This window comes from Paraburkholderia aromaticivorans (genome assembly GCF_002278075.1).
GTDB classification, from domain to species: Bacteria; Pseudomonadota; Gammaproteobacteria; order Burkholderiales; family Burkholderiaceae; genus Paraburkholderia; species Paraburkholderia aromaticivorans.
In genome coordinates this window covers 2,815,762-2,837,838 of the sequence record NZ_CP022990.1, presented here as the reverse complement: position 1 = coordinate 2,837,838, position 22,077 = coordinate 2,815,762, and the positions used below count along the sequence as shown (strand labels likewise).

General features: G+C 63.9%; 17 protein-coding genes. 7 read left to right on the top strand and 10 right to left on the bottom strand.

Annotated features, from left to right (window positions below; all coding sequences use genetic code 11):
- Nucleotides 1-109 precede the first annotated feature (109 nt).
- From shiA to CJU94_RS32240, 3 genes are all read left to right on the top strand, one after another.
- A complete protein-coding gene (gene shiA, locus CJU94_RS32250; RefSeq protein ID WP_095422576.1) occupies nucleotides 110-1,429 on the top strand; it encodes a shikimate transporter in 1,320 nt (439 codons plus the stop codon).
- A 352-nt stretch (nucleotides 1,430-1,781) separates the two neighbouring features.
- The gene (locus CJU94_RS32245; RefSeq protein ID WP_095422575.1) at nucleotides 1,782-3,185 is read left to right on the top strand and encodes an L-lactate MFS transporter; all 1,404 of its coding nucleotides are present in this window, start codon (nucleotides 1,782-1,784) and stop codon (nucleotides 3,183-3,185) included.
- Nucleotides 3,186-3,195: 10 nt separating this feature from the next.
- Nucleotides 3,196-3,324: an MFS transporter small subunit gene (locus tag CJU94_RS32240; RefSeq protein ID WP_095422574.1), complete on the top strand. Its 129-nt coding sequence runs from the start codon at nucleotides 3,196-3,198 to the stop codon at nucleotides 3,322-3,324.
- Between the two features lie 104 nt (nucleotides 3,325-3,428).
- On the opposite strand, the gene CJU94_RS32235 is transcribed toward CJU94_RS32240, so the two are convergent.
- The 4 genes from CJU94_RS32235 to CJU94_RS32220 all read right to left on the bottom strand — a co-directional run bounded on the left by CJU94_RS32235 (nucleotide 3,429) and on the right by CJU94_RS32220 (nucleotide 10,913).
- Nucleotides 3,429-7,148, bottom strand: a complete 3,720-nt coding sequence (locus tag CJU94_RS32235; protein WP_095422573.1) for a YadA-like family protein — start codon at nucleotides 7,146-7,148, stop codon at nucleotides 3,429-3,431.
- A gap of 433 nt (nucleotides 7,149-7,581) precedes the next feature.
- On the bottom strand, nucleotides 7,582-8,802 hold the full coding sequence (locus CJU94_RS32230; protein ID WP_095422572.1) for a sensor histidine kinase: 1,221 nt from the start codon (nucleotides 8,800-8,802) through the stop codon (nucleotides 7,582-7,584).
- A 249-nt stretch (nucleotides 8,803-9,051) separates the two neighbouring features.
- Entirely contained in the window at nucleotides 9,052-9,477 is a 426-nt protein-coding gene (locus CJU94_RS32225) for a DUF3830 family protein (protein ID WP_095422571.1), read from the bottom strand.
- Between the two features lie 512 nt (nucleotides 9,478-9,989).
- Complete coding sequence (locus CJU94_RS32220) at nucleotides 9,990-10,913, bottom strand: AraC family transcriptional regulator (RefSeq protein WP_095422894.1); 924 nt, start codon at nucleotides 10,911-10,913, stop codon at nucleotides 9,990-9,992.
- A gap of 182 nt (nucleotides 10,914-11,095) precedes the next feature.
- On the opposite strand from CJU94_RS32220, the gene CJU94_RS32215 reads away from it, so the two are divergent.
- Nucleotides 11,096-12,097 (top strand): helix-turn-helix transcriptional regulator, encoded by a 1,002-nt coding sequence (locus tag CJU94_RS32215; protein ID WP_095422570.1) that lies wholly within the window; start codon nucleotides 11,096-11,098, stop codon nucleotides 12,095-12,097.
- Nucleotides 12,098-12,163: 66 nt separating this feature from the next.
- Here CJU94_RS32215 and CJU94_RS32210 read toward each other — a convergent pair whose 3' ends face one another.
- From CJU94_RS32210 to CJU94_RS32195, 4 genes are all read right to left on the bottom strand, one after another.
- Nucleotides 12,164-13,579, bottom strand: coding sequence for an amidase (locus CJU94_RS32210; RefSeq protein ID WP_095422569.1), 1,416 nt, complete (start codon nucleotides 13,577-13,579; stop codon nucleotides 12,164-12,166).
- Nucleotides 13,580-13,711: 132 nt separating this feature from the next.
- Nucleotides 13,712-14,473 carry an ABC transporter permease gene (locus tag CJU94_RS32205; RefSeq protein WP_095422568.1) on the bottom strand — a complete coding sequence of 254 codons (762 nt, stop codon included), beginning with the start codon at nucleotides 14,471-14,473 and terminating at the stop codon, nucleotides 13,712-13,714.
- Nucleotides 14,470-15,396 (bottom strand): ABC transporter ATP-binding protein, encoded by a 927-nt coding sequence (locus CJU94_RS32200; protein ID WP_095422893.1) that lies wholly within the window; start codon nucleotides 15,394-15,396, stop codon nucleotides 14,470-14,472. Before CJU94_RS32200 ends, CJU94_RS32205 begins: the two co-directional genes overlap by 4 nt.
- 153 nt (nucleotides 15,397-15,549) lie before the next feature.
- Nucleotides 15,550-16,059: a response regulator gene (locus tag CJU94_RS32195; RefSeq protein ID WP_095422567.1), complete on the bottom strand. Its 510-nt coding sequence runs from the start codon at nucleotides 16,057-16,059 to the stop codon at nucleotides 15,550-15,552.
- 439 nt (nucleotides 16,060-16,498) lie between these two features.
- Between CJU94_RS32195 and CJU94_RS41490 the strand changes: the two genes are divergently transcribed.
- Entirely contained in the window at nucleotides 16,499-16,906 is a 408-nt protein-coding gene (locus CJU94_RS41490) for a hypothetical protein (protein WP_095422566.1), read from the top strand.
- 215 nt (nucleotides 16,907-17,121) lie between these two features.
- Here the strand turns inward: CJU94_RS41490 and CJU94_RS32185 are convergent, their stop codons facing one another.
- On the bottom strand, nucleotides 17,122-18,771 hold the full coding sequence (locus tag CJU94_RS32185) for a tannase/feruloyl esterase family alpha/beta hydrolase (RefSeq protein ID WP_425272220.1): 1,650 nt from the start codon (nucleotides 18,769-18,771) through the stop codon (nucleotides 17,122-17,124).
- Between the two features lie 17 nt (nucleotides 18,772-18,788).
- Nucleotides 18,789-19,922 carry an OpgC domain-containing protein gene (locus CJU94_RS32180; RefSeq protein WP_095422564.1) on the bottom strand — a complete coding sequence of 378 codons (1,134 nt, stop codon included), beginning with the start codon at nucleotides 19,920-19,922 and terminating at the stop codon, nucleotides 18,789-18,791.
- 548 nt (nucleotides 19,923-20,470) lie between these two features.
- On the opposite strand from CJU94_RS32180, the gene CJU94_RS32175 reads away from it, so the two are divergent.
- Nucleotides 20,471-21,646: an acyltransferase family protein gene (locus tag CJU94_RS32175; protein ID WP_095422892.1), complete on the top strand. Its 1,176-nt coding sequence runs from the start codon at nucleotides 20,471-20,473 to the stop codon at nucleotides 21,644-21,646.
- 138 nt (nucleotides 21,647-21,784) lie between these two features.
- Nucleotides 21,785-22,039, top strand: a complete 255-nt coding sequence (locus CJU94_RS32170) for a hypothetical protein (protein WP_208645389.1) — start codon at nucleotides 21,785-21,787, stop codon at nucleotides 22,037-22,039.
- Nucleotides 22,040-22,077 lie beyond the last annotated feature (38 nt).

Genomic DNA, 22,077 nt, shown 5'->3' with positions numbered 1-22,077 from the left:
AATCAGGCCTGCGTCATTAATCTTCGGGACATTCTGCAACCGATCGCGAGCGGCCACGCGCCCTTCCCTGCAAGCGACACCAGCAGCCAGCGAGTTCAAGGAGACACTGATGAGCACCACCATCCCGACGGCCGCCATGGCCGACAGCCGCCACGCGCGCAGTCAGGCCCGCAAAGCGGCACTCGGCAGCTTCGTCGGCGCCGTAGTCGACTGGTACGACTTTCTGCTGTACGGCATCGTCGCCGCGCTCGTTTTCAACGCCGAGTTCTTCCCCAAGGTCAGCCCGGCGATGGGCACGCTCGCCGCGTTCGCCACCTTCGGCGTCGGGTTTCTGTTCCGTCCGCTCGGCGGTTTCGTGTTCGGGCACTTCGGCGACCGGCTCGGTCGCAAGCGCATGCTGGTGCTCACGGTCATGATGATGGGCCTCTCCACCGCCGCGATCGGCCTGCTGCCGTCGTTCGCCGCGATCGGCTGGCTAGCGCCAGTGCTCCTCGTGACATTGCGCGCCATCCAGGGCTTCGCGGTCGGCGGCGAATGGGGCGGCGCGGCGTTGATGGCGGTCGAAAGCGCACCGGAGAAGAAGAAAGCGTTCTATAGCAGCGGCGTGCAGGTGGGCTACGGCGTGGGCCTCGTCCTCTCGACCGGACTGGTCGCGCTGATCAGCCGTTCGATGGACAACGCCTCGTTCCTGAGCTGGGGCTGGCGCCTGCCCTTCCTGTTCAGCGTGGTGCTGGTGCTGATCGCGCTGTGGATCCGCTCGAGCATGGAAGAGTCGAAGGAGTTCGTCGAGAAGGTCGGCAAGCGCGGCGAACGCAGCGTGCGTCTGCCGATCGTCGAGGCCTTGCTGCGGCATCCGAAGGCGTTCCTGCTGATCATCGCGTTGCGGCTTGCCGAGTTGTTCACGATGTACATCGTCACCGCCTTCGCACTGAACTACTCGACCGCCAATCTGCACATGCCGCGCGAGTTCTTCCTGACCATCGGTCTGTTGGTCGGCGCGCTGAGCTGCGTGACGATCCCGTGCTTCGCGGCGCTGGCGGACCGTTTCGGCCGCCGCCGCGTATATATCGCCGGCGCGCTGGTCGGCATGGTGAGCGCGGTGCCGTTCTTTCTCGCGCTCGAAGCGCGCTCGACGTTATGGATCGTGGTGTTCGCCGTCATGCTCGCCAACATCGCGCACGACATGGTGGTGAGCGTGCAGCAGCCCATGTTCACCGAGCTATTCGGCACCGCGTATCGGTACAGCGGCGCGGGCGTAGGCTATCAGGTGGCGAGCGTGGTGGGCGGCGGCTTCACGCCGTTCATCGCGGTCGCGCTGGTCAATTTCGCCGGCGGCTCGTGGCACCCGGTGGCCGCTTATCTGGCCATCGGCTGTCTGATCTCGGTGCTCGTGGCGGCCAAAATGAAAACCGGGCGCAATCTCGCCTGAATGAGTGAACAGTGCCCAAGCGGGCCGGCGTGGCGAAAGATGCCACCGCCGGCCCGTTTCGTTTCGGGTATTCGGTAGCTTGTTCCGGCCGTTTGCGCCGCAGTGCCGCGATTCGACAGATTACGGTCGTGTTTCACCAGGCAAACACCTTATGTCTTTGCATCTCATATTGCAAAGCCCATGATCGCCCCCTATCGTTCGACGATGCGGCCTTAGTCCCGGATTTCCGAATCTCATATGCAGTTCGAATACATATATTGACGTAGCCGAAATCCCGGATTTTGCGCCGAGACGCCTAAAGCATTGTGTATGAAGCGCCGATAACAACTAATTCGTCACCCGGAGACCGACCATGAGCAGCATCACCGAGCCGAGCGGCAATTCAGGCTCCGCCCCCTTCTTTTCCAAACAGGCCACCGTTGCGAAGCCCGGGTTTTCGCGCTGGATGGTCCCGCCCGCGGCCCTCGCCGTCCATCTCTGTATCGGCCAGGCGTACGCCTTTTCCGTGTTCAACGGCCCGCTGACCAAAGTCATTGGCATCACGCAATCCAGCGCGGATGACTGGTCGCTGACTTCGCTCGGCTGGATCTTTTCGCTGGCGATCGTGTTCCTCGGTTTGTCGGCGGCCTTTGCCGGCAAGTGGCTCGAACGCGTCGGTCCACGCCGCACGATGTTTACAGCCGCGTGCTGCTTCGGCGGCGGCTTCCTGGTCTCCGCGCTCGGCGTGTATCTGCATCAGATCGTCCTGCTCTATCTTGGTTATGGCGTGATCGGAGGCATCGGGCTGGGCCTCGGTTACGTGTCGCCGGTGTCCACGCTGATCCGCTGGTTCCCGGACCGCCGCGGCATGGCGACCGGCATGGCGATCATGGGCTTCGGCGGCGGCGCGATGATCGCCGCGCCGTTGTCGGTGGCATTGATGAACCACTTCCGCAGCGCCACTAGCATCGGCGTGGCCGAAACCTTCGTGGTGCTCGGCATTGCGTACTTCATCTCGATGACGATCGGCGCACTCGCGATCCGCGTGCCGCCGGCGGACTGGAAGCCGGCCGGCTGGACGCCGGCCGCGACGAGTCAAAACAAGATGATCTCGCGTAACCATGTGCATATCGACCAGGCACTGAAGACGCCGCAGTTCTATCTGATCTGGCTCGTGCTGTTCCTGAACGTGACGGCGGGTATCGGCATTCTCGGCCAGGCCTCGGTGATGATTCAGGAGAGCTTCAAAAACACGGTGACGGCTGCGGCCGCAGCCGGTTTCGTGGGTCTCCTGTCGCTTTTCAACATGGGCGGCCGTTTCGTATGGGCGTCGGCATCGGACTGGATCGGCCGCAAGAACACCTACTTCATCTTCTTCGCGCTCGGCGCGGTGTTGTACTACCTCGTGCCGGGTTTCGCGGCATCCGGTCAGATCGCCCTGTTCGTGCTCGCCTACTGCGTGATCCTGACGATGTACGGCGGCGGCTTCGCCACCGTGCCGGCGTATCTCGCCGACATGTTCGGCACGGCGTTCGTCGGCGGCATTCACGGCCGGTTGCTGACGGCGTGGGCCGCGGCGGGTGTCGCCGGTCCGGTGCTGGTCAACTACATTCGCGCCTATGAAGTCGAGCATGGCGTCGCCAAGGCGGACGCCTACACGATGACGGTTCATATCATGGCCGTGCTGCTGGTAGTCGGCTTCGTCTGCAACCTGCTGATCAAGCGTGTGGACGACAAGCACCACATGACCGACGCTCAACTCGCCAAAGGCGCCTAAGGAGATTTCCATGTCGACCGTACAAACAGCGAATCAAACGAGCAAGGTCAAGCTCGCCGTCTTCTGGCTGTATGTGATGCTGCCGCTGGCGTGGGGCGTGGTCAACACGCTCTCGCAGGCAATGAAGCTGTTCCGGTAACTGCCGTTCGGCACCCCGCGTTCACACCGCGGGGCGCCCGCAGCGAGCGTGACTCGCCGCCTGTCTGCCGGCGCATCTCACACGCGCCGACCTTCCCCTTCCCGCTACCACTGATACGCCGCACCGGCCGTGACCGCCGTGGTGGCCGAACTGATGCCCGCGCCGAGCTTGACTTTCAAACTCTGCGTGACTCGCGCCGACAGTCCCACCGCCACCGCCTGATAGCCCTTGTACCCAGCCGTCCCGACGCCGATTGCGAGGTTCTTGCTGGCGTCGACTTCAGGGATCGAGGTCAACGCCAACGCCGACGCGGTTCCGGAGTACGCATTGCGCGCCATGTCGCTCAAGCCGCCCTGGAACTGCTGCATGTTCACCGCATCCGTGGGTGCCTGGCCCGGCGCGACGTTGGTGATGCGGCGCTCGCTGCCGGACGACCCCACGGAAACCGTGTTCGTCACATCCGCCACCGAACCCTCGCCGATCGCCACCGAATTCGGCGCGGACGCCGTGGCGCCGCCGCCGATCGCCACGGAGCCATTGCCGATCGCCTGCGCCGCATTGCCCGAACTGTTCACGGAGACGTACGGCGTGCCAGTGGTCTGATTGTTCCGGACTGTCTGAACCAACTGGTTCAGCGTGCTCACATCCTGATTGGTATTCCACAGTTGCGCCCCGGTCACCGCGTCGGTGCTGGTGGCCGACAGATTGGCGTCCTTCAGGTTGGTCAATCGCACCTTCGGCGCATTGGCCGCCGTGCCGCCGAGCGTGATCCTGTCGTGCGCCGAACCGTCGTACTGCACCGCATTCGCGACCGCCCCGTTGAGATTGCCGATGGTGGTTTGCAAGCCGGCGATATCGCTGCTGTTCTGCGTGACGCGGCCATCCAGGTTGGTGATCGCACTGCCGACGTTGTTCACCACCGTGCCGCCCACGCGGTAGGACGGCGCGCTCACCGAACCGTCCGCGTTGACGCTCGCGCCGCCGCCCAGCGCCACCGCCGTGCCCGCCGCCTGCGCATACAGTTGCGAGCCGTTGACCGCGTCGTTGCTCGCCGAACTGACCGTGCCTCGCGCCACGCCGGTCACGACCCGATTGCCGGCCGTGCCGGCCATGTTGATCAGATTGCCGTCCGTCGTGGCACCGACCTTGATGACGCGCGTCGCCGGATCCTGCGTGACCATGCCGATGCCGCCGCTCTCCATGTTCTGCTGCAACGTGGTAAGGCCATTGTCGAGCGAGCCGAGCGCGTCGCCGACCGTGGTCTGCGTGCCGCCTTGAACGTGGTAGCTGGGGCCGGTCAGCGAACCGTCGGCATTGATCTGCGCGCCCCCGCCCAACGCGGCCACCATCGGTCTGAACTGCCCGAGATTCACCGCGGATGCGTTCGTGGTGCCCGCGGCGATCCCGGTCAGCTCGCGGGCGCCGCCGGTGCCGGTGAAATCGACGCGGGCGCCGTCCGTGCCTTTCGCCACGGTGAGATTACGCGAAGCCTGATCCTGCTGCACGAGCCCGATCTCGCCGTTCGTAATCTGATTCGTGATGTTGCTCACGTCGCCTTCGATCGTGGTGGTGCGCTGGTCGAGATGGCTGATGTTGGTCGTGTTGTCGGTGACGCGCTGGTCCAGACGGCTGATGTTGGTCGTGTTATCCGTGACACGCTGATCGAGATTCGTGATGCTGCCGGTGTTCTGCGCGACGGCCTGATTGGTGGCGAACAGTTGCGCGCCGTTGACGGCGTCCGAGCTGCCGGCCTCGAGATTCGCGGCGCGCACGTTGGTGAGCCGAACCGGTGCGGCGCCATTGCCCAACGTGATGATGTCGTGCGACGTGGAATCGTACTGAACCGAATCGGCGCCTGCCCGGACGCTGGTCGTGACGGCGGCCGCGAGCGCGGACCCCACGTCGCTATATGTGCTTCCGCCGACGCTGTACGCCGGCCTTTTGAGCGATCCATCCGGATTGACGCTCGAGCCGCCGCCCAGCGCCGCCGCGCTGGCGGCGTTCGCATAGAGTTGCGCGCCGGTGACGGCTTCGCTGCTGGCCGCGCCGATCGCGCCAGCCGCCACGCCGGCGATCACGCGATTTCCCCCCGTGCCCGTCACGTTGATACGCGTGCCGGTCGTGGCTCCGCCGATCAGAATGTCGTGAGAAGCGGCGTTCTGCGTGACGAGGCCGACCGTGCCGCCGCTAATCTGCGATTGCAACGACGACAGCCCGGTATCGAGCGAACTGAGCGCGCTGCCGACCGTGGTCTGCGTGCCGGCTTGCACGTGATACGTCGGACCTGCTACCGAACCGTTCGCGTTGACCGTCGCGCCGCCGCCGAGCGCTGTCACGACCGGACTGAGCTGCGCCAGATTCACCGCCGAGCCCGCAGCCGTGCCCGCCGCCACGCCGACCAACTCGCGCGATCCGGTCAAGCCGGTGAAGTCGACGTGCTTGCCGTCCGTGCCCTTCGCCACCGTCAGATCGCGCGTGAGCGCGTCTTGCTGAAGCAGGCCCGCCTTTCCGTTACTGATGTTGTTGATGTTGCTGGAAATGTTGGTGATATCCGTGGTGTTCTGCGCGACCGCCTGATTGGTGCCGTAGAGCTGCGCGCCGGTCACGGCGTCCGAACTGGCGGCACTCAGGTTGCCGGCCGCGACGTTGGTGAGCTTGACGGGCGTGACCTTGTTGCCGAGCGTCGCGACGTCATGCGCCGGGGTGTCGTAACGCAGCGCGTCGGCGCTGCCGGCGGCGCCCCCCGCCACCACCGCCGCGAGTGCCGCGCCCACGTCGTGGTAGGTCGCTCCACCGATGGTGTAGGCCGGCGCGACCACCGCGCCGTTCGGATCGATCAGCGCGCCGCCGCCGAGCGCTTCGGCCACGCCTGACAGCTGGCCGACGTTGGCCGCGTCGGTGGGCCGCGTGCCGGCTGCGACATAGGCGATCTGACGGCCTTGCGCGAGACTGCCCACGGATACGACATTGACGCGGTCGGCGATCGAATCGGCGCCGAGCGCGACCGAGCCTTTGCCGCTCGCCGACGCGTTCGAGCCGATGACGAGCGACCCCGTTGCCGACGGGTTGATGAATGCGTTGTAGCCAATGGCCACGGACCCGCTCGACACCGCACTCGCGAAGGAGCCGAGCGCAATCGTATTCATTGCGCCGGCCCGGGAGTTGTAGCCCACCGCCACCGAGTTATTGGAAAGGGCGCCCACGATGGCCGCCGCACCGACGGCGGTCGAATTCACCGAAGCGACACCCGCCGCCGACCCGACCGCGGTCGAGGCGTCGGAACCGGCAATCGAGGCCGAGCCGACGGCCAATGCGTTGAAGCCGGTGGCGGCGGCGGTTGGACCGATCGCCATTGCGTTCAGGTCGGACGACGCACTGGTGCGCGTGCCCTGAACGACGTTTGGACTCACGGCGATGTAGTCGGTCACCGGCGTCGTCACGCCCGCGCCTAGCAAGTCGCTCCGGTTCGAACCGACAATGGATGGCGGCGTCGTGTCGACGGCCGGATTGCCGGTAAATACGCTTGCGTTATTGATTGCGGCTGCCACGTCCGCGGGCTTCATCGCATCGCCCGTGGTAGCCGGCAGCGCGAGGCCGGCTACCGGCGCCTGTGCGATGCTGAGGCAGTCCTGCTCCTGCGACGCGCATTCTCCGGCCGCTGCCGGCTGCGAAAACGCCAGGGCGCTCAACAGCCCCGCACTCGCGGCTACGAGCGACCCACATGCGGAAACCCCCTTTGCACCACGGCTTTTCGCGACCTCGGACGCGGCTGCGTATGTGCGGGTCGTGGTGTTCCAAACGGTCTTATAAGACTTGTTCAACATTCCTCCCTACTCTTCTTATAGAGAACTCAAATACCAGTTATTTATTATGTGATCCTAACTATTCAGCAAGAACCAATAGAAACCTAAGATGACATCGCGCTTCGCCACGCCGCAAAGCCGCGGAACACAAATATACCTTGTAGAGCTATTTTTTAGCTTATATTAGAAAAACGACATAGCCGATTTAAGACGAAAACTGCCAAACGTCTTAAATAGTGCTGACTGTTTTTAGTCTTTTCTAAGACGTTGTTCTAATTTGTCCGAAAACAGCACACGAGATAAATGGGAATCGCGGCCGGATCTCGCTCACGCGGGCGAAACACCGACCGCAATGAGTCTATCCCCGGCGACTAAACGGAAGTCATACAGGAGAACCACATTTGAAGAGGCAAGACCTGATACAGCAGACCCACGCCGTATCAAGATAGATGTGTCAGTCGCCGGCCGGCTGCAAGCGCATGGGAAAGCTGATTTCGAAGACCGTCCCTTTGCCTTCCTGCGAGTCGAAACGAATCTCGCCATCCAGCATCCGGCACAATTCCTTGACGATCGCGAGGCCCAAACCGGCGCCGGGAATGTCATCGGCCGCAGCACGCTCGAATTCCTTGAACACGCGTTCCCGATCCGATGCGTCGATGCCCACGCCCGTATCCGACACACGCAGGCGCCAGCGATCGTCCTGCGCGGCGGTCATGCTCAATTCGATCAGGCCGGCTCTCGTATATTTGGTCGCGTTGGTCAACAGATTGAGCGCGACCTGCTTGAGCTTAAGACGATTGGACACGACCGTTTGCAGGGCGCCGTCGAAGGCCGCGTGAAGGCGCAGCCCTTTCCCTTCGATCGCCGGTTCGCACGAGATCACCAGTTCGTCGAACAGCTCGCGCAGCGCGAAGCTTTCCACCACGAGCGGACTGTTGTCGCCGAGCACGACCGAGTATTCGACCAGTTCGTCCACCAGCGTTTTCATATCGGCGGCCTGACGGTTCGCGAGCGCGAGCGCGGTCTCGATGCGGGACGGCGCGCGGCTGATCAGTTGCAGCGCCATCGAAAACACATTGAGAAAGTTGCGCAGATCGTGGACGACGCTGCGCGTGATTTGCATGCGTGATTCGTACAGATCGCCGACCAGTTGCTGTTTGAGTGTCAGCTCGTGATTGGCGCGCTCGAGCCGCCCGGTGTAGTCGTCGATCTTGCGGTCACGTTCGCTGACGACCTCGCGGATCGAAGTCAACGTGACAAAACTGACGGCTTCGTCGATGAAATGGCGCGCCCGCTCCTCATGACGCCGCGTGAAATACGGCTGGGCCTCGCTGAATTCGACGATCGCGCCGGTCAGCATCTGCCGGAACAGATCGAGCTCGCGTACCAGCTCGTCGATCCGGTAGCCCTGCTTCCAGCGCAATTTGCCGTGCTGGCGCGCGTCGCGCTCGATCGCGCCTTCAGCGTGGTCGAGATCCTGGTTCTCCAGCACGCTGCAGATTTCGTCGAGAATGTTCGGGATGTGATCGGCCAGTTGCTCGTAGGTCAGCCGGTCGGATTCGGTCAATTCGGCGTCGTGAAAGACGGCCTTCATCCACCGTTCAGTCAGATCGACTTGTTGCAGACGCAACTGTGCGGCAAAAGCGGTTAGCGGCAGTACGTGCGAGTCCGTCATGTGGGAGACCTGGCGCCGCATGGCGGCGAAAATAAGGGTTCCGCGCCATCGCCAAGGGGACTTCCTTAGGGCGTACCCGAGGCGACCGCATGGACTGCGAACCGCGCACAGGAGGCACAGGGGAGCGCTTCGCAAGCCGCCCGGACGCCTCCAGTATGCGCGATTTACGGAGCAAAAATTAACCAGGGTTAGGACGCGTCCGCACTGGTGCACGAAAGCAGGATGCCTTGCGGGTACCGTGCCGACGCCTCAGATCTTTTCGAACAGCACGTCCTGTGCGCCTTCCCACAACACCTTGGTGCCGAGCTCGCGCAGCTTTTCCTTGCCTTCGACAATGGTCAGGAAATGGTTGCCCGCGAGCTGCCCCAGCTTGCTCGCGAAGCAGCACGAACCATACGCGAGAATGATCTCGGTTTCGCTGTAGCCGCCGGGATAAAACAGAATGTCGCCAACCGACGGATGGCTCGTGTGATTCTCGAAGCCGACCGCGACGCCGTCGTTCTCGAGCTTGAAGTCGCCTAGCGGCACCCAGCAGCCTTCGCCGCTCCAGCGCACGTGAATGATCTTCTGGCGGTACGGCAGCAGCTTCAGGAAGGCGGCCACGGTATGCGGCGCATCCGGATGGGTTTCGGCGGTAAAGACATGGCCGCAGGAGGTGATTCGGAGTCGGGTCATCGCCAGGTTTCCAGTATGACGGGTGAATGGATCGGTCGGTCGGACGCGCGGCGCAGGCCGGGCCGCGGGCGCACCATTCTGTCGTCCGGTGCAAGGCTTCGACAGAGACAGTTGCCATTTTTCTGGTCAGGCCAGTTGGACCAGTGCCGGCTTCTTGAGCGGATCGTGCCCGCCACGCCGTGACGGCATGGCCGTGCCAGGTCGAACCGCCCGGTCGCCACGAAACTTCGTAGTTTGCAAGCCGCGCAATGCGCAGCACACTGCGCAAGGTGCGTGATTCCCGAGGCTGCTCGTCGCATTGTCCCGCGCGGCGACCCAAGGCGGTCCGCCGTGAGTGGCCGCGAGTGGCCGTGAGTGGCCGCGAATGGCCGTGTGACAGCACGTTTGCAGCACCGCTGGCGGCGCAAGCGGCCAGGCTCCGTGAACCCTCGTCCGGCTGGCATGAACCGTATGCCGCCGTCACGCCACTGCCTGCTGACCAGCCGGCCACTTCCTGCCGCGCAATCCGTACTTCAGCCGCGCAGCCGGTAAGCGAGCGGCGTCACGCCGTAGTCACGCTTGAACTGCACGGAGAAATGACTGGCATTCTCGAAACCAACCGCAATCGCAATCTGCAGCACGGTCTGGTCGGTGGCACGCAGCAGCCGCGCGGCTTCCTCGAGTCGCAGACGCGAGACGAACTGATGCGGCGTCTCACCGGTCTCGCGGCGAAACACGCGCGCAAAATGAAAGCTGCTTAACCCCGCCTGCGCGGCCAGTTCGCTGATCGCCAGATCCCCGGCCAGATTGGCGCGGATGTAGTCGGTGACACGGCGAACCCGGCGCGGCACGAGGCGCTCCGGGTTCGCCGGCAAACCAGCCTGGGCTCCGGCGCGCGCGGAGCGGCCGCGCGAATAATGCTGCAACAGATGCGCGGCGAGCGCGTGAACCAGCGCATCGACATACAAACGCGAGTCGGCCGGATCGGCGGCGGCGCGATGCAATGCAGCAAGCATCGCGGCGACCAGCGGATCACGAAACTGCATCGCGTCGCCGAGCGACAGCTCACGGGAGCCGCCAAGCTCCATCTGATCGGCGACGCGGTCGATCAGGCTGCGCTCGATATGCAGGTGAACGGTCGACAGCGGCTCATCGCTGATCGAACGCCAGCGCCACGAGATCGGCGCGGGCGGCACGAACCACACGTCGCCCACCCGCAGATCGGCGCTCTCCCAGCGCCCGTTCAGGTTGCGCTCGAGGTGCTCGGCGCCGCTCGCAAGCGTCATCAGCGTGAGGTCCTGCAAGCCCGGCGCTTCCAGCAGTTCCTGCTCGGCGGGTTCGAGATAGGAGCGCAGCACCAGGTGCCGCCACGGGCGTTCCACGCTCGAGACCAGTTTCTGGCCCGCCATGTAGCGATCGTAGGCAAGCGTCGTTGTCAGCTTTGGAATTCGTGCCATCACGTCCATTCCCAGGGAGGTGCCATATGAAGAGTGAACCCTGCCATACCGGTGTTGCCAGTCCGCTATCGGAGCAAGAACTCAAAAATGATAGCAAGGAACCGGCTACCGTAATTTTTGGAAATAGCTAATCATTCAGGTTGTCGTCTTTCACGCGTTTCGAACGCCGGAGCTACCGTTTAATGGAACACGAATGCGAAACGCTGCCGCATTGGCTGACCGGCTCGCCGCAAGGTGAAGCCGGGCAGGCGTCGGCGGCTTACAACTCGGCGGTTGCCGCCCAACCGGCCTACCCGGCCGGCACGCGGCAACCCGAGAAATCAGCCCACGCGGCTGAAGCATCCCGGGCACCCCAGCGCACCGCAACAGGCGTCGTGCCCCCAGGCTTTCTGACACTCTTCACAGAGGAGGAAATCGGCACGCCCTCGCCCGCCGCGCGGCGGGCCGCACCGGTCATCAGTCCGCTGGTGCGCTTTGGCAGCGCGCAGGACCGCATCGAATTCGTGCGGCAGCGCATCAAGCAACTGGGCTTCGACTCGTTCAGCTATTCGGCCACGCGCACGTCGGCGCATCACAAGACGATGTTCGTGCTGACCAGCTACGAGTCGCAGAGCTGGCTCACGCGCTATTTCCGCGAGCGTTATTTCGAACTCGACCCGCGCGTCGCACTCGCCTCGCCGACCGGCATGCCGTTTCTCTGGAATACGGTCGACATGCGCGCCGATCTGCCGCGCGCGCAACTGCGCAGCGAACGGCTCGGCGGCCTGATCGACATGCTGGAGGCGACCGGGCGCAAAAGCGGCATTCTCACGCAGATGCCGCTGCCCGAGCCGGAACTGAGCGCGAGCCTGTGCTTCAACTCCGAGATCGGCAATCCGCGCTGGATGACCGAATCGATCGTGGCCGAGACGCTGATGTTCGCGCACACGATCCACGAATTCATCTGGACGCACGCAAAGAGCGTGATCGGCATCGCGCCCGCGCAGCAGCAGCGCGTCACGCTGAGCGAATTGCAGCATGCGGTGCTGCGGGCGGTCGTGCAGGGTCAGCGGGACAAGGAGATCGCTTACTTCCTCGGGCTGTCGCCGCATAACGTCGACTACCACCTGCGTCGTCTGCGGCAATTGTTCAACGTGCGCAACCGCGTGCAGTTGATCAACGTCGCGCAGGGGTATGTGTCGTAGAACCAGGCAGGAAAGCGCGCCGTGGCCGGCATGCCCGTCGGGGTGCCGGCCACGGCGAAACAACCGTCAGGAAACCTGCGGCTTGCCGGTAGCCCACGTGCCGATGATCTCCTCGATTGCACGCGCCGCCGACAGCAACGCCGCCTCGCCGCGCGGCTTGCCGACAATCTGAATGCCGACAGGCAGCCCGCTCGCACTCATCCCGCATGGAATCGCGATCACCGGCATGCCGGTGAGCGTCAGCGCATAAGTGATCGCGAGCCAGTCGATGTAGGTCTCGAAGTGCCGGCCGACCGCGTCGCGGATATCGCGTGCTTCGACCGGGAACGGCAGCACGATCGAAGCCGGACAGATCAGCACGTCATAGCGCCGCAGCAGCGCGTTCGTCTTGTGGAAGAGTTCGGCACGCGTGCGCTGCGCCGCGCGCATGGCGCGGTTGTCCAACTGCAGACCGAATTCGATGTTCCAGATCACGTTCGGATTCAACATGTCGCGGTGCTGAGCCAGCACGTCCTCGTAATTCGTCGCGTAGGCGATGCCGCGCAGCGTGTGGAACGCCTGCGCCGCACTGCTCAGGTCGAGATCGCTCTCGTCCACGCCGACGCCTGCCGCCGCGAGCCGCTCCATCGTCGTGCGGCAAATCGACAGGATCTCCGGCTCGACGGTGGCGATGCCGAGCCCTGCGCTGAACGCAACGCGCGCCGGACGTTGCGGCCGGCGCGCATGTTCGAGAAACGAGGTGGGCGGTTCACGCAGCGACAACGGCACGCTGTCGACTTCGCCGCACATCGCGTCGAGCAGCAGCGCCGCGTCGGTCACGTTGCGCGCCATCGGTCCGTGAATGCCGAGCGTGTCGTAGGGATTCGCGGCTGGCCCGTATGCAACGCGCCCCGGCGTCGGACGCAAGCCCACCACGCCGCAGAACGCCGCGGGCGTGCGCAGCGAACCCGCCAGATCGGAGCCCTGCGCGACCCATGCGGTGCCCGACGCCAGCGCGGCCGCCGCGCCGCCCGATGAACCGCCCGCCGAACGCGACAGGTCCCACGGATTACGCGTCACGCCGAACACGCTGTTATACGTATGGCCGCCGGAGCCGAACTCCGGCGTGTTGGACTTGGCATAGACCACGCCGCCGTGCGCTTCGAGCAAGGTCACGCCGGCATCAGACGTTTCCGGCACACGGTCGCGATAGACCAGCGAACCACGCGTGGTGCGCACCCCGGCCACGTCGGTCAGATCCTTGATCGGCAGCGGCAGGCCGCACAGCACGCCGCGCTCGCTCAGCGGCTTCTTCAGCAGCGCATCGGCATGTGCGTGCGCGCGCTCGAAACACAGCGTGGGCAGCGCGTTGACCTGCGGTTCGACGCGCGCGACCTGCGCGGCGAGCGTATCGAGCAGGTCGTGCGGACTCAGCGCCTCTTCACGCAACAGGTCGACGACTTCACAGGCGCTTCTTTCGATCAGACTCAAATCGACGGACATAATGGCTATCGGCTCCGTGTTGGGATGTCCGTCAGTTTCGCATGCAGCGAAAGTCCGTGGAATGCGCGGTGGCCGGACCGCTCGCCTCACGTGCGAACCCGGGCACAGTCGTGCCGGCTCGCACGCGCCCTGTCAGCTCTTGAGCCGGTAGCCGGTCTTGAAGATCCACGCAACGATCAGCAGGAACACCGCGAGAAAGAGCGCGGTCATGCCGAGGCTCACCTCGACGTTGACGTCGGCGAGACCATAGAAGCTCCAGCGGAATCCGCTCACCAGATAGACGATCGGATTGAAGAGCGTCACGACTTTCCAGAACGGCGGCAGCATATTGACCGCGTAGAAGCTGCCGCCGAGAAAAGTCAGCGGCGTGATGATCAGCAGCGGTACCAGTTGCAGCTTCTCGAAGCTATCCGCCCAGATGCCGATGATAAAACCGAGCAGGCTGAACGTGACCGCCGTCAGCACCAGAAACAGGATCATCCAGAACGGGTGCTGAACTTGCAGCGGCACGAACAGTCCGGCGGTAGCGAGAATGATCAACCCGAGCAGAATCGATTTGGTCGCCGCCGCGCCCACGTAACTCACCACGATTTCCAGATACGACACCGGCGCCGACAACAACTCATAGATCGTGCCGGTAAAGCGCGGAAAGTAAATCCCGAACGACGCATTCGAAATGCTTTGCGACAGCAGCGACAGCATGATCAAACCCGGCACGATGAACGCGCCGTAACTGATCCCGTCCACTTCCTTGATACGTGAGCCGATCGCCGCGCCGAACACGACGAAGTAGAGCGAAGTCGAAATCACCGGCGCGATGATGCTTTGCATCAACGTGCGCCAGGTGCGCGCCATCTCGAACTTGTAGATGGCGCGAATGGCGTAAAGATTCATTGGTCACCTCGGAGCAGACTGACGAAGATGTCTTCGAGCGAACTTTGCGTGGTGTGCAGGTCCTTGAAACGGATGCCGGCGTCGTCGAGCGCCTTGAGCAGCGCGATGATGTCGGTGCGCCCGCCCTCGCCCTCGTACGTGTAGATCAGCTCGTTGCCGCCCTTCGCGACGTCGAGTCGGTAGCCGGCGAGCGAGAGCGGCACTTGTGCGAGCGGGCTTTCCAGTTGCAGCGTCAACTGCTTTTTGCCGAGCTTGCGCATCAGCTCTGTCTTCTCTTCGACCAGCATGATTTCACCGCCGCTGATCACGCCGATGCGATCGGCCATCTCCTCGGCCTCGTCGATATAGTGCGTGGTTAGAATGATCGTCACGCCGCTCGCCGCGAGCGAGCGCACCAGCTTCCACATGTCGCGGCGCAACTCCACGTCCACGCCGGCAGTCGGTTCGTCGAGGAACAGCACGCGCGGCTCGTGCGAGAGCGCCTTGGCGATCAGCACGCGGCGCTTCATGCCGCCCGAGAGGGTAATGATCTTGCTATCGCGCTTTTCCCACAGCGACAGGTCCCGCAATACCTTTTCGACATACGCCGGGTTTTTCGGCTTGCCGAACAGGCCCCGGCTGAACGAGACGGTAGCCCAGACGGTCTCGAAGGAGTCGGTGGTCAGCTCCTGCGGCACGAGGCCGATCAGCGAGCGCGCGCCGCGATAGTCGGTCGCGATATCGCGGCCGTCCACCGTCACGCTGCCTTCGCTTGCGTTGACGATGCCGCAGATGATGCTGATAAGGGTTGTTTTGCCCGCGCCGTTCGGGCCGAGCAAGGCGAAGATTTCCCCGCGGTTGATCGCCAGATTGATGTTTTTAAGCGCGTGAAAACCGGTCGCATAGGTTTTCGAGAGGTTCGTGACCGAGACGATTGGCTGCATGGAATCGACGATGGCAGACACCGTTGTTTGATTAGAGGGAACGGTGTTCAAGCGCCACCGCACCCGCAATGTAATGGAAAGTGCGAAAGCGTGCAGCGCACTGCAGCGCAGCACCGCGAACACGTAGGGTCGAGACGGGGGAAAGATGCGCGCCTAGCGCTGTCCGCCGGGGAAGCGGCCGTTAATCACGCGCTGAATCTCTTCGGGCGACACCGGCTTCACCAGATGGTGGTCGAAGCCCGCTTCGTGCGAACGCTGGCGGTCGGATGGCTGCCCATAGCCGGTTACCGCGATCAGCAGCGCGTGAGCGGTGCACGCGCGCTTGCGCATCTCCTCGGCGAGTTGACAGCCGTCCATGCCGGGCAGGCCAAGATCGAGCAGCACGATCTCCGGCTCGAACTGCGCGGCAACCTCCAGCGCATGGCGGCCCTCGTGCGCGACCCGCACGTCGTAACCGTCCGCCTCGAGCAAGAACGACATTGCCATGACGGCGTCGACGCTGTCGTCCACCAGCAGCAGGCGCAGCGCCGGCCCCGCGAGGCTGGCAGGCGCGGTGTTGTGCGCGGTGTTGTCCGCGGCGATCTCGCCACCGTCGTCGCGCGCAGCGTTCTGCATCTCGTCCTGACCAGGTTGGACGGGACGTGTTCCGTCTAGCGTTTCCATGCGGTGCCCGTAATCGATTTTCCGCGGACGGCGCGTTGTGCCGGTCCGTGCTTTTGCTCGTCGTGGTGTTGCTGCCGATCGGGCGCTTCGGACTCTAGCATGGGCCACCTGCCTTCACAATCCTGCGATTGCTCTTCGCGACTGGCCTTTACTCAATGCGCACGCGGCACAGCACGGATGATCATGGCATCGGCCGCTTTTACTGAATGCAGCGCACGCTGCCGCACGGGGCAAGGTAAGTCTTTCCATCGTTTTGGATCCCTACCTTTTCTTCTCCTCCGGCAATCGGCCGGGAACGGCCCATGCTCGATTTTCTGTGTGCTGCCGTGCCCTTCGCGTTGAAGCCGGCACGCTCAAGCGAGGCACACCGCTTGCGGCAGTCCATGCATGTGAGCGACAAGCGCTTGCGTGATATCAAACCGACTTTATGGAGGTCAACATGAAACACGTTACCAAGATGGTTTTTGCTTCGGCGCTCGTGATGGCATTGTCTGGTGGAGCTTACGCACAGGCCGGCGGTGGAGCGGGTGGCGGCGCGGGCGGTGGAGGCAACGGCGTGGGTGCCGGCGGCGGCACGACGGGTGGCGCGGGCGGGACCGCCACGCCGGGTGTCGGCACCGGATCGATGAAGAGCCCGGGCGATTCCGGCTACGGCCAGCCCGGCGTGACGGGCACCGGCGGCGGCATGGGCACCGGCACCGGCGCGTCGCCGAACAGCCCGTCGACGAACCGTTCCAATAGCGGCATGAGCAACGGCTTGAACAAGGGTACGCGCAGCGGCACGGGTAACGGCACCGGTAATGGCATGAACAATGGGGCCGGCGGCACGATGCAGAACGGCCAGTAGAGCGGATCGCTCATGCGTTGAGTTGCTGAACTGAGTTGCTGACTGAGTTGCTGAACTGAGTTGCTGAGCTGAGTTCGAGCGGGGCGGCGGCGCCGAGTCAAGGCGTCGCCGCCCTTTTCTTTTGTGACTCCGGAGGCACCCGTGTCAGGGCCCGGGCTCGCAGGCCACGCCCACCCGCCTTGCAATCAGCGCGGCGTTTATTGCAAAGCCGCCGTTCACGGCTCAGCACAGACAAAGCTGCTCGCCAGATTCACATTGCCCTTGCCGGCGTAGCGCGGAAACAGCGGATAGCGGCATAGCGGACGCGAACGCCCATTCGTCGCCGCCGCGATATCGGTGGCCGTCAAGGTTTCGGGCGACGCCCCGCGCGTCACCCAGTTATCGAGCGCGCCCAGCAGATCGACCGATGGAATGAACACGCCACCGCCGTGCTGGAATCCCGGCACCATGTACAAGCGCATGAAATTATTGACCTGGTCGACGCCGAACCGGTCGACCAGCGCGTCGTAGTAGCGAATCGTCTGATTCGGGCTGATGACTTCGTCGGCCAGACCCTGGAGTGTGATGAGCTTGCCGCCGCGCGCGATGTAGCGCGCGAGGTCGGGATTCATCGCGCCGATCGTCTGCGACAGCGCGACCAGTTGCGCGCGGTATTTCCCAGGGTGTTGCGCGTCGAACCGGAGCGAGTCGAAGCCGGCGTCCCGCGCGACGAAATAGCGGATGTAGCCGTCGCCTTGCGCGAACAGGTAGCCGTTGGCGAAAAAAGTCGGCACCGGCAGACGCTCAGGCTGATGCGCGAGACCGAGCAGCCCGGTCAGACGCGTGCCCTGAAAGACGTTGTAGCCGCTATAGCCATTGACGTCCCACGCCAGCCGGTAAGGCAACGACAGGCCGTCGCGCATCACGAGCAAGGCGGCGAGTTGCGCGTCGGTGAGGCATTCATCGTGCGACGGCGTGCGCCCGGCGCAGCGCAGCGACTCGATGATGTCCGCTTCGCGCTCCCGGCACGCGGCGACGTCGCTCACGATCCCGTCCGCCGCGCCGTCGAGTTGATCACACACGGCGAGTGAGCGTTGATAGACGTGTTCGAGCAGCAACGGCGGAATGAAGCCGCCGGGCGTGCTGTATTCCGCCTGCCCGAGTCTCACGCCGAGCAAACGCACGCCGGAAAAATTGAGCGCGGGCGAATTGGCGATCACACCGTCGTAATCGTCGGGAAAGCGCTGCATGACGGTGTAGCCTTCGCGGCCGCCGGTCGAGCCGCCGGCGAAATACATGCGCTGCGGCGGCCGGCCATACGCGCGTGCAATCAAGGCGAGCGCGGCGTCGTGCGTCTTCTTCAGATGCGCGAAGCCGAAGTTCGTGACCGCCTCGTCGACGAGGCCGAAGACCGCAATCGACGAATCGCCGACATGTCCGGAGTCGTCGCCGAAGGTCGCGTAGCCTTGCGCGAGCGGCGCGCGGTTCGGCGAAAACGGCATCACGCCGGTGCCGCTCACCACCACGCCGTTATAGCCGCCGCCGCCGATCTGCAGCGCGCGGCCGTTCCAGCGGCGCGGCAGATTCAGATCGAAACGGATGTCGGGCGTGGTGGCGCTGACGCCCTTGATACGGCCGGTGATACGGCAATACTCGCCGCCCTGCTGATTACCGGGCGCGGTGGCGCCCACCATGGTCGCGGTTTCGATCTGCACGCCCGCGCTCGGCAAGGCAATCAGTTCGGCAGGCAGAACGGCGCCCGCGAATTCCGCGCAGCGCAGGGCGAGCGGCGCTTCCTTGGGCGCGGCGAATGCCGGATGCGCGGCGAGCCACCACAACGCGCCGGCCAGCCGGATCGCCGCATGCCAATCTCGCGCAACTCCCATCCGGGCCCAACGCGACCTCATCCGTAACCCGCGCCATTGGCAGCCGTGCGCGTCTGCTGCTCTTTCCAGCCGCTCCAGCCGCGGGCGATCATCAGCACGGCGCCGATGGCGACGAGATCGCCGCCCAGTCCGATCAGCACGCCGCGAAAGCCGTGGAATGTATGCGGCGTCGCCGTATCGACGATCAGCGACACCAGGGTGCCCGCGACGAAACACACCAGCCCCGTGCGGCCGACCGTGACCACGGCGGGCAGCCGCCGCGCGAGCCACGCGATGCTGCCCGTGCGCACGAACTGCGCGGCGACCCAGGCAATGACGATGAAGTTGATCACGCGATCCGGAGAAAGGTTCTGTTTAAACGTGCCCGGCAACGGTTGCGTCAGCACGAAGAGTTTGACGATAGCGAAAGCGACCGCCACCACCACCGCGACCCGCGTGCACCAGCGAGCGGTGCGGGTGGCATGAAAGCGGTCGCTGATGGGCTGCACCCGGCAAAGAATCCCGAGCACGAACATCAGTTGCCATGCAAACGGATTAAAAGCCCAGTCGGCCACGTCGTCAATGCTGAATAACGCGGCCAGCGGCCGGGCGAGCGCCCAGACCGTCAGGCTCAAACCCAGCGCCATCAGCGACGAACGGCGGGCGAGCGGCACCGCGAACGGCACACATAACGCGAAGATCACATACATGGGCAACACGCTCGACAGATACGGCTGGCGCCGCAATAGCATGATATCGAACGCTTCGCGCAGCGGCTCGACCGCGAAAGGCGGCCAGCCGGTGAGGTCGACCATGGGACGGTTCAGGTTCAGCATCGCGAGCACGGCGCCGGACAGCAGCGTCAGCACGGCGGTCAACAGATAGGCGCGGTAGATCTCCCAGCAGCGCCGCACGAAGCGCATCTTCGCCGCGCTCTCGCCGCGCCCCGCGAGCACTGCCGTATAGGCGGCCGCCGACGCATAGCCGCCGAGAAATACGAACACCTCTGCCGAATCGCACAGCGCGTAAGCGTGCAACATCAGATGCGAGAGGGTGCTGCCGGGAATGTGGTCCAGCACGATGACGATCAGCACGACGCCGCGAAAGAAATCCACTTCGATCGAGCGCCCACCAGGGGGGCTTCCTCCGGGATAGCCGCGACGGGTTTCCATTCAGGTTCTCGCAAGATTGGCGCACGCATACCGCGCGCGTTTTTCGTAGGAACACCGTGACAATAGAACGTTCCCGCCAAACCCGCGCGTCCCCTTCGCGCGCGCTGACAACCGCCTTTAATTTCGGATCTCTTAATGGCAATCTGAAATTCGGCTGTCGGCATGCGGTAATACTGAGTCGTCACGCATTCAATTCGCGGCAAGATTTGCGGCTTTGAATCGCCGGCCGCGAATTCAATCGGTAATGGACGAGAAAAATAAATCGCCAGATGCGAAGCGCGATTTTTTTTGCTTTTTTTCATCGTAGGATGGTTTCATGCACGCCCGTCGGGCATCAAAGATCTGGCGCGATGCCGATCTGTCGACGGCGGCCACTCATGTGGACCGGACACGCGCCCGCCGATCCGCGATCGGCAGGCGCGTTGCGCGTCATTGCGACGCCTTCCATTCGCCGCGCCCGACCTGACCGTCGCCGGCGCTCCGGTCCTTCCATTACCGCCCAGAACGGCCGCACCTTGCGCGCCACCTTCGCACTGGAAGACGACCACATGAACACCAGAATTGCCGGCTTCGACGGATTGCGCGCGATCGCAGTCCTGATGGTATTTTTTCAACACCGTCTGTTCGGCGATATCGGCGAGATCGGCCATCTCGGCGTATGGCTCTTTTTCGCGCTGAGCGGCTTTCTGATCATCGGTATTCTTTCCGCTCAACGCACGCGTATTGAAACAGGTGCGAGCCGATTCGGCGCTGAATTGAAGCGCTTTCTGTTTCGCCGCACCCTGCGCATTTTTCCGATTTACTACCTGATGCTGCTGGTGATGTGCGCACTCATGGCGTTCGGCATTGCAAGTCCTGAATTGGCGAGCGGCATGCCGTTTCATTTCGCTTATCTATCGAACATCTGGATCGGCTCCGTGCTGCGCTATTGGCCGGGACGCTATTCGCATTTATGGAGCCTCGCGATCGAGGAACAGTTCTATCTCGTGTTCGCGCCGCTCCTGTTGCTGCTCGCCTCGAGACGGCATCTCGCGGTGTGCCTCGTGATCGTCGCGGCCGGGCTCGTTTCGCTCGTGGCGATGCGCGCGGCGCATTCGCCGGAGATCACCATCTACACGCACCCGCTCACGAATTTCTGGCTGCTGGCCTTGGGAGGAATCGGCGGCTTGATGATCGCGAGCAGAGAGAGCCGCTTACGAGCGTGGCTTGGCCATGGCGCGACCCTCTTCGCGTTGAGTGTCGGGCTCGTGGGTTTCTGCGCGACTGAGCCAATGTGGAGCCGGCTGGACAGCCCCATGCTGTTCACCATGGTCAGCGGCGCCTACGGCTTGTGCATCGCGGCGCTGGTGTGTTCCATTGCCTGTTGCCGCAACGCGGTCGTTATCGGCCTGCTCGAAACGCGCTGGCTGGTGAGTTTTGGACGTATCAGCTATGGCTTTTACCTCTATCACAACCTGATCCCCGACCTCACCCGCAACCATCACGCAGCGGCGCTCTTCGGCGGCACGGTGCCCGTGTGGGCGCACGTCGCGGGTATTGCCGGGTCGTTTGCCGTTTCGCTCGCGATGGCGGTCTTGTCCTGGCGGCTGATCGAGGAACCGATCCTGCGTTTGAAGACGCGGCAAGCGCCGGCACCGGCGCGCACGCCGGCTATGTCGCCGTCGCGTCAGGAGCGAAGCGAGCGTCCGTTGCCGGATGAGCGTGCCGCGTCGGATGCGGCTTGAGGCCGGCGGGCTTACGTTTTGCCTGCAGACGGCGCATGGACGGACCGATGTGCGATCAAGCCGCATCGCACAGGCGAGACGGCCGTGGTACGCGCATTGCTGCGCAATGGTGTGATCCTCACCAACCGGAGAGCCCTCGTGGCAATCATGGCCAATTCCCCGAACGAACACGAGCCCGAGCGCCAGCCCGAAGAAGACCCTGGCGGCCCCCCCACCGAGGTGTCCAAGCCGATCGGCGACGCCATTCCGACGCCAGTCGAACCAGGTCTCGATCAACCACTGCCGAAAAAAGGCGAAACGCCGGCGACGCCTGACGAAACCGGCGACGAAGCGTTAGGCGACACCGAGACGCCTCCCGGCGTACCGCCGCCGGGCCCGTCGGATTTCGCGTAGCGCGGATCATCAAGAACAACGGGCGGCGCCGATTGCCG

Coding starts and splice junctions, on each gene's coding strand:
- shiA (WP_095422576.1), top strand. CDS start 110: ATGAGCACCACCATCCCGACGGCCGCCATGGCCGACAGCCGCCACGCG.
- CJU94_RS32245 (WP_095422575.1), top strand. CDS start 1,782: ATGAGCAGCATCACCGAGCCGAGCGGCAATTCAGGCTCCGCCCCCTTC.
- CJU94_RS32240 (WP_095422574.1), top strand. CDS start 3,196: ATGTCGACCGTACAAACAGCGAATCAAACGAGCAAGGTCAAGCTCGCC.
- CJU94_RS32235 (WP_095422573.1), bottom strand. CDS start 7,148: ATGTTGAACAAGTCTTATAAGACCGTTTGGAACACCACGACCCGCACA.
- CJU94_RS32230 (WP_095422572.1), bottom strand. CDS start 8,802: ATGACGGACTCGCACGTACTGCCGCTAACCGCTTTTGCCGCACAGTTG.
- CJU94_RS32225 (WP_095422571.1), bottom strand. CDS start 9,477: ATGACCCGACTCCGAATCACCTCCTGCGGCCATGTCTTTACCGCCGAA.
- CJU94_RS32220 (WP_095422894.1), bottom strand. CDS start 10,913: ATGGCACGAATTCCAAAGCTGACAACGACGCTTGCCTACGATCGCTAC.
- CJU94_RS32215 (WP_095422570.1), top strand. CDS start 11,096: ATGGAACACGAATGCGAAACGCTGCCGCATTGGCTGACCGGCTCGCCG.
- CJU94_RS32210 (WP_095422569.1), bottom strand. CDS start 13,579: ATGTCCGTCGATTTGAGTCTGATCGAAAGAAGCGCCTGTGAAGTCGTC.
- CJU94_RS32205 (WP_095422568.1), bottom strand. CDS start 14,473: ATGAATCTTTACGCCATTCGCGCCATCTACAAGTTCGAGATGGCGCGC.
- CJU94_RS32200 (WP_095422893.1), bottom strand. CDS start 15,396: ATGCAGCCAATCGTCTCGGTCACGAACCTCTCGAAAACCTATGCGACC.
- CJU94_RS32195 (WP_095422567.1), bottom strand. CDS start 16,059: ATGGAAACGCTAGACGGAACACGTCCCGTCCAACCTGGTCAGGACGAG.
- CJU94_RS41490 (WP_095422566.1), top strand. CDS start 16,499: ATGAAACACGTTACCAAGATGGTTTTTGCTTCGGCGCTCGTGATGGCA.
- CJU94_RS32185 (WP_425272220.1), bottom strand. CDS start 18,771: ATGGGAGTTGCGCGAGATTGGCATGCGGCGATCCGGCTGGCCGGCGCG.
- CJU94_RS32180 (WP_095422564.1), bottom strand. CDS start 19,922: ATGGAAACCCGTCGCGGCTATCCCGGAGGAAGCCCCCCTGGTGGGCGC.
- CJU94_RS32175 (WP_095422892.1), top strand. CDS start 20,471: ATGAACACCAGAATTGCCGGCTTCGACGGATTGCGCGCGATCGCAGTC.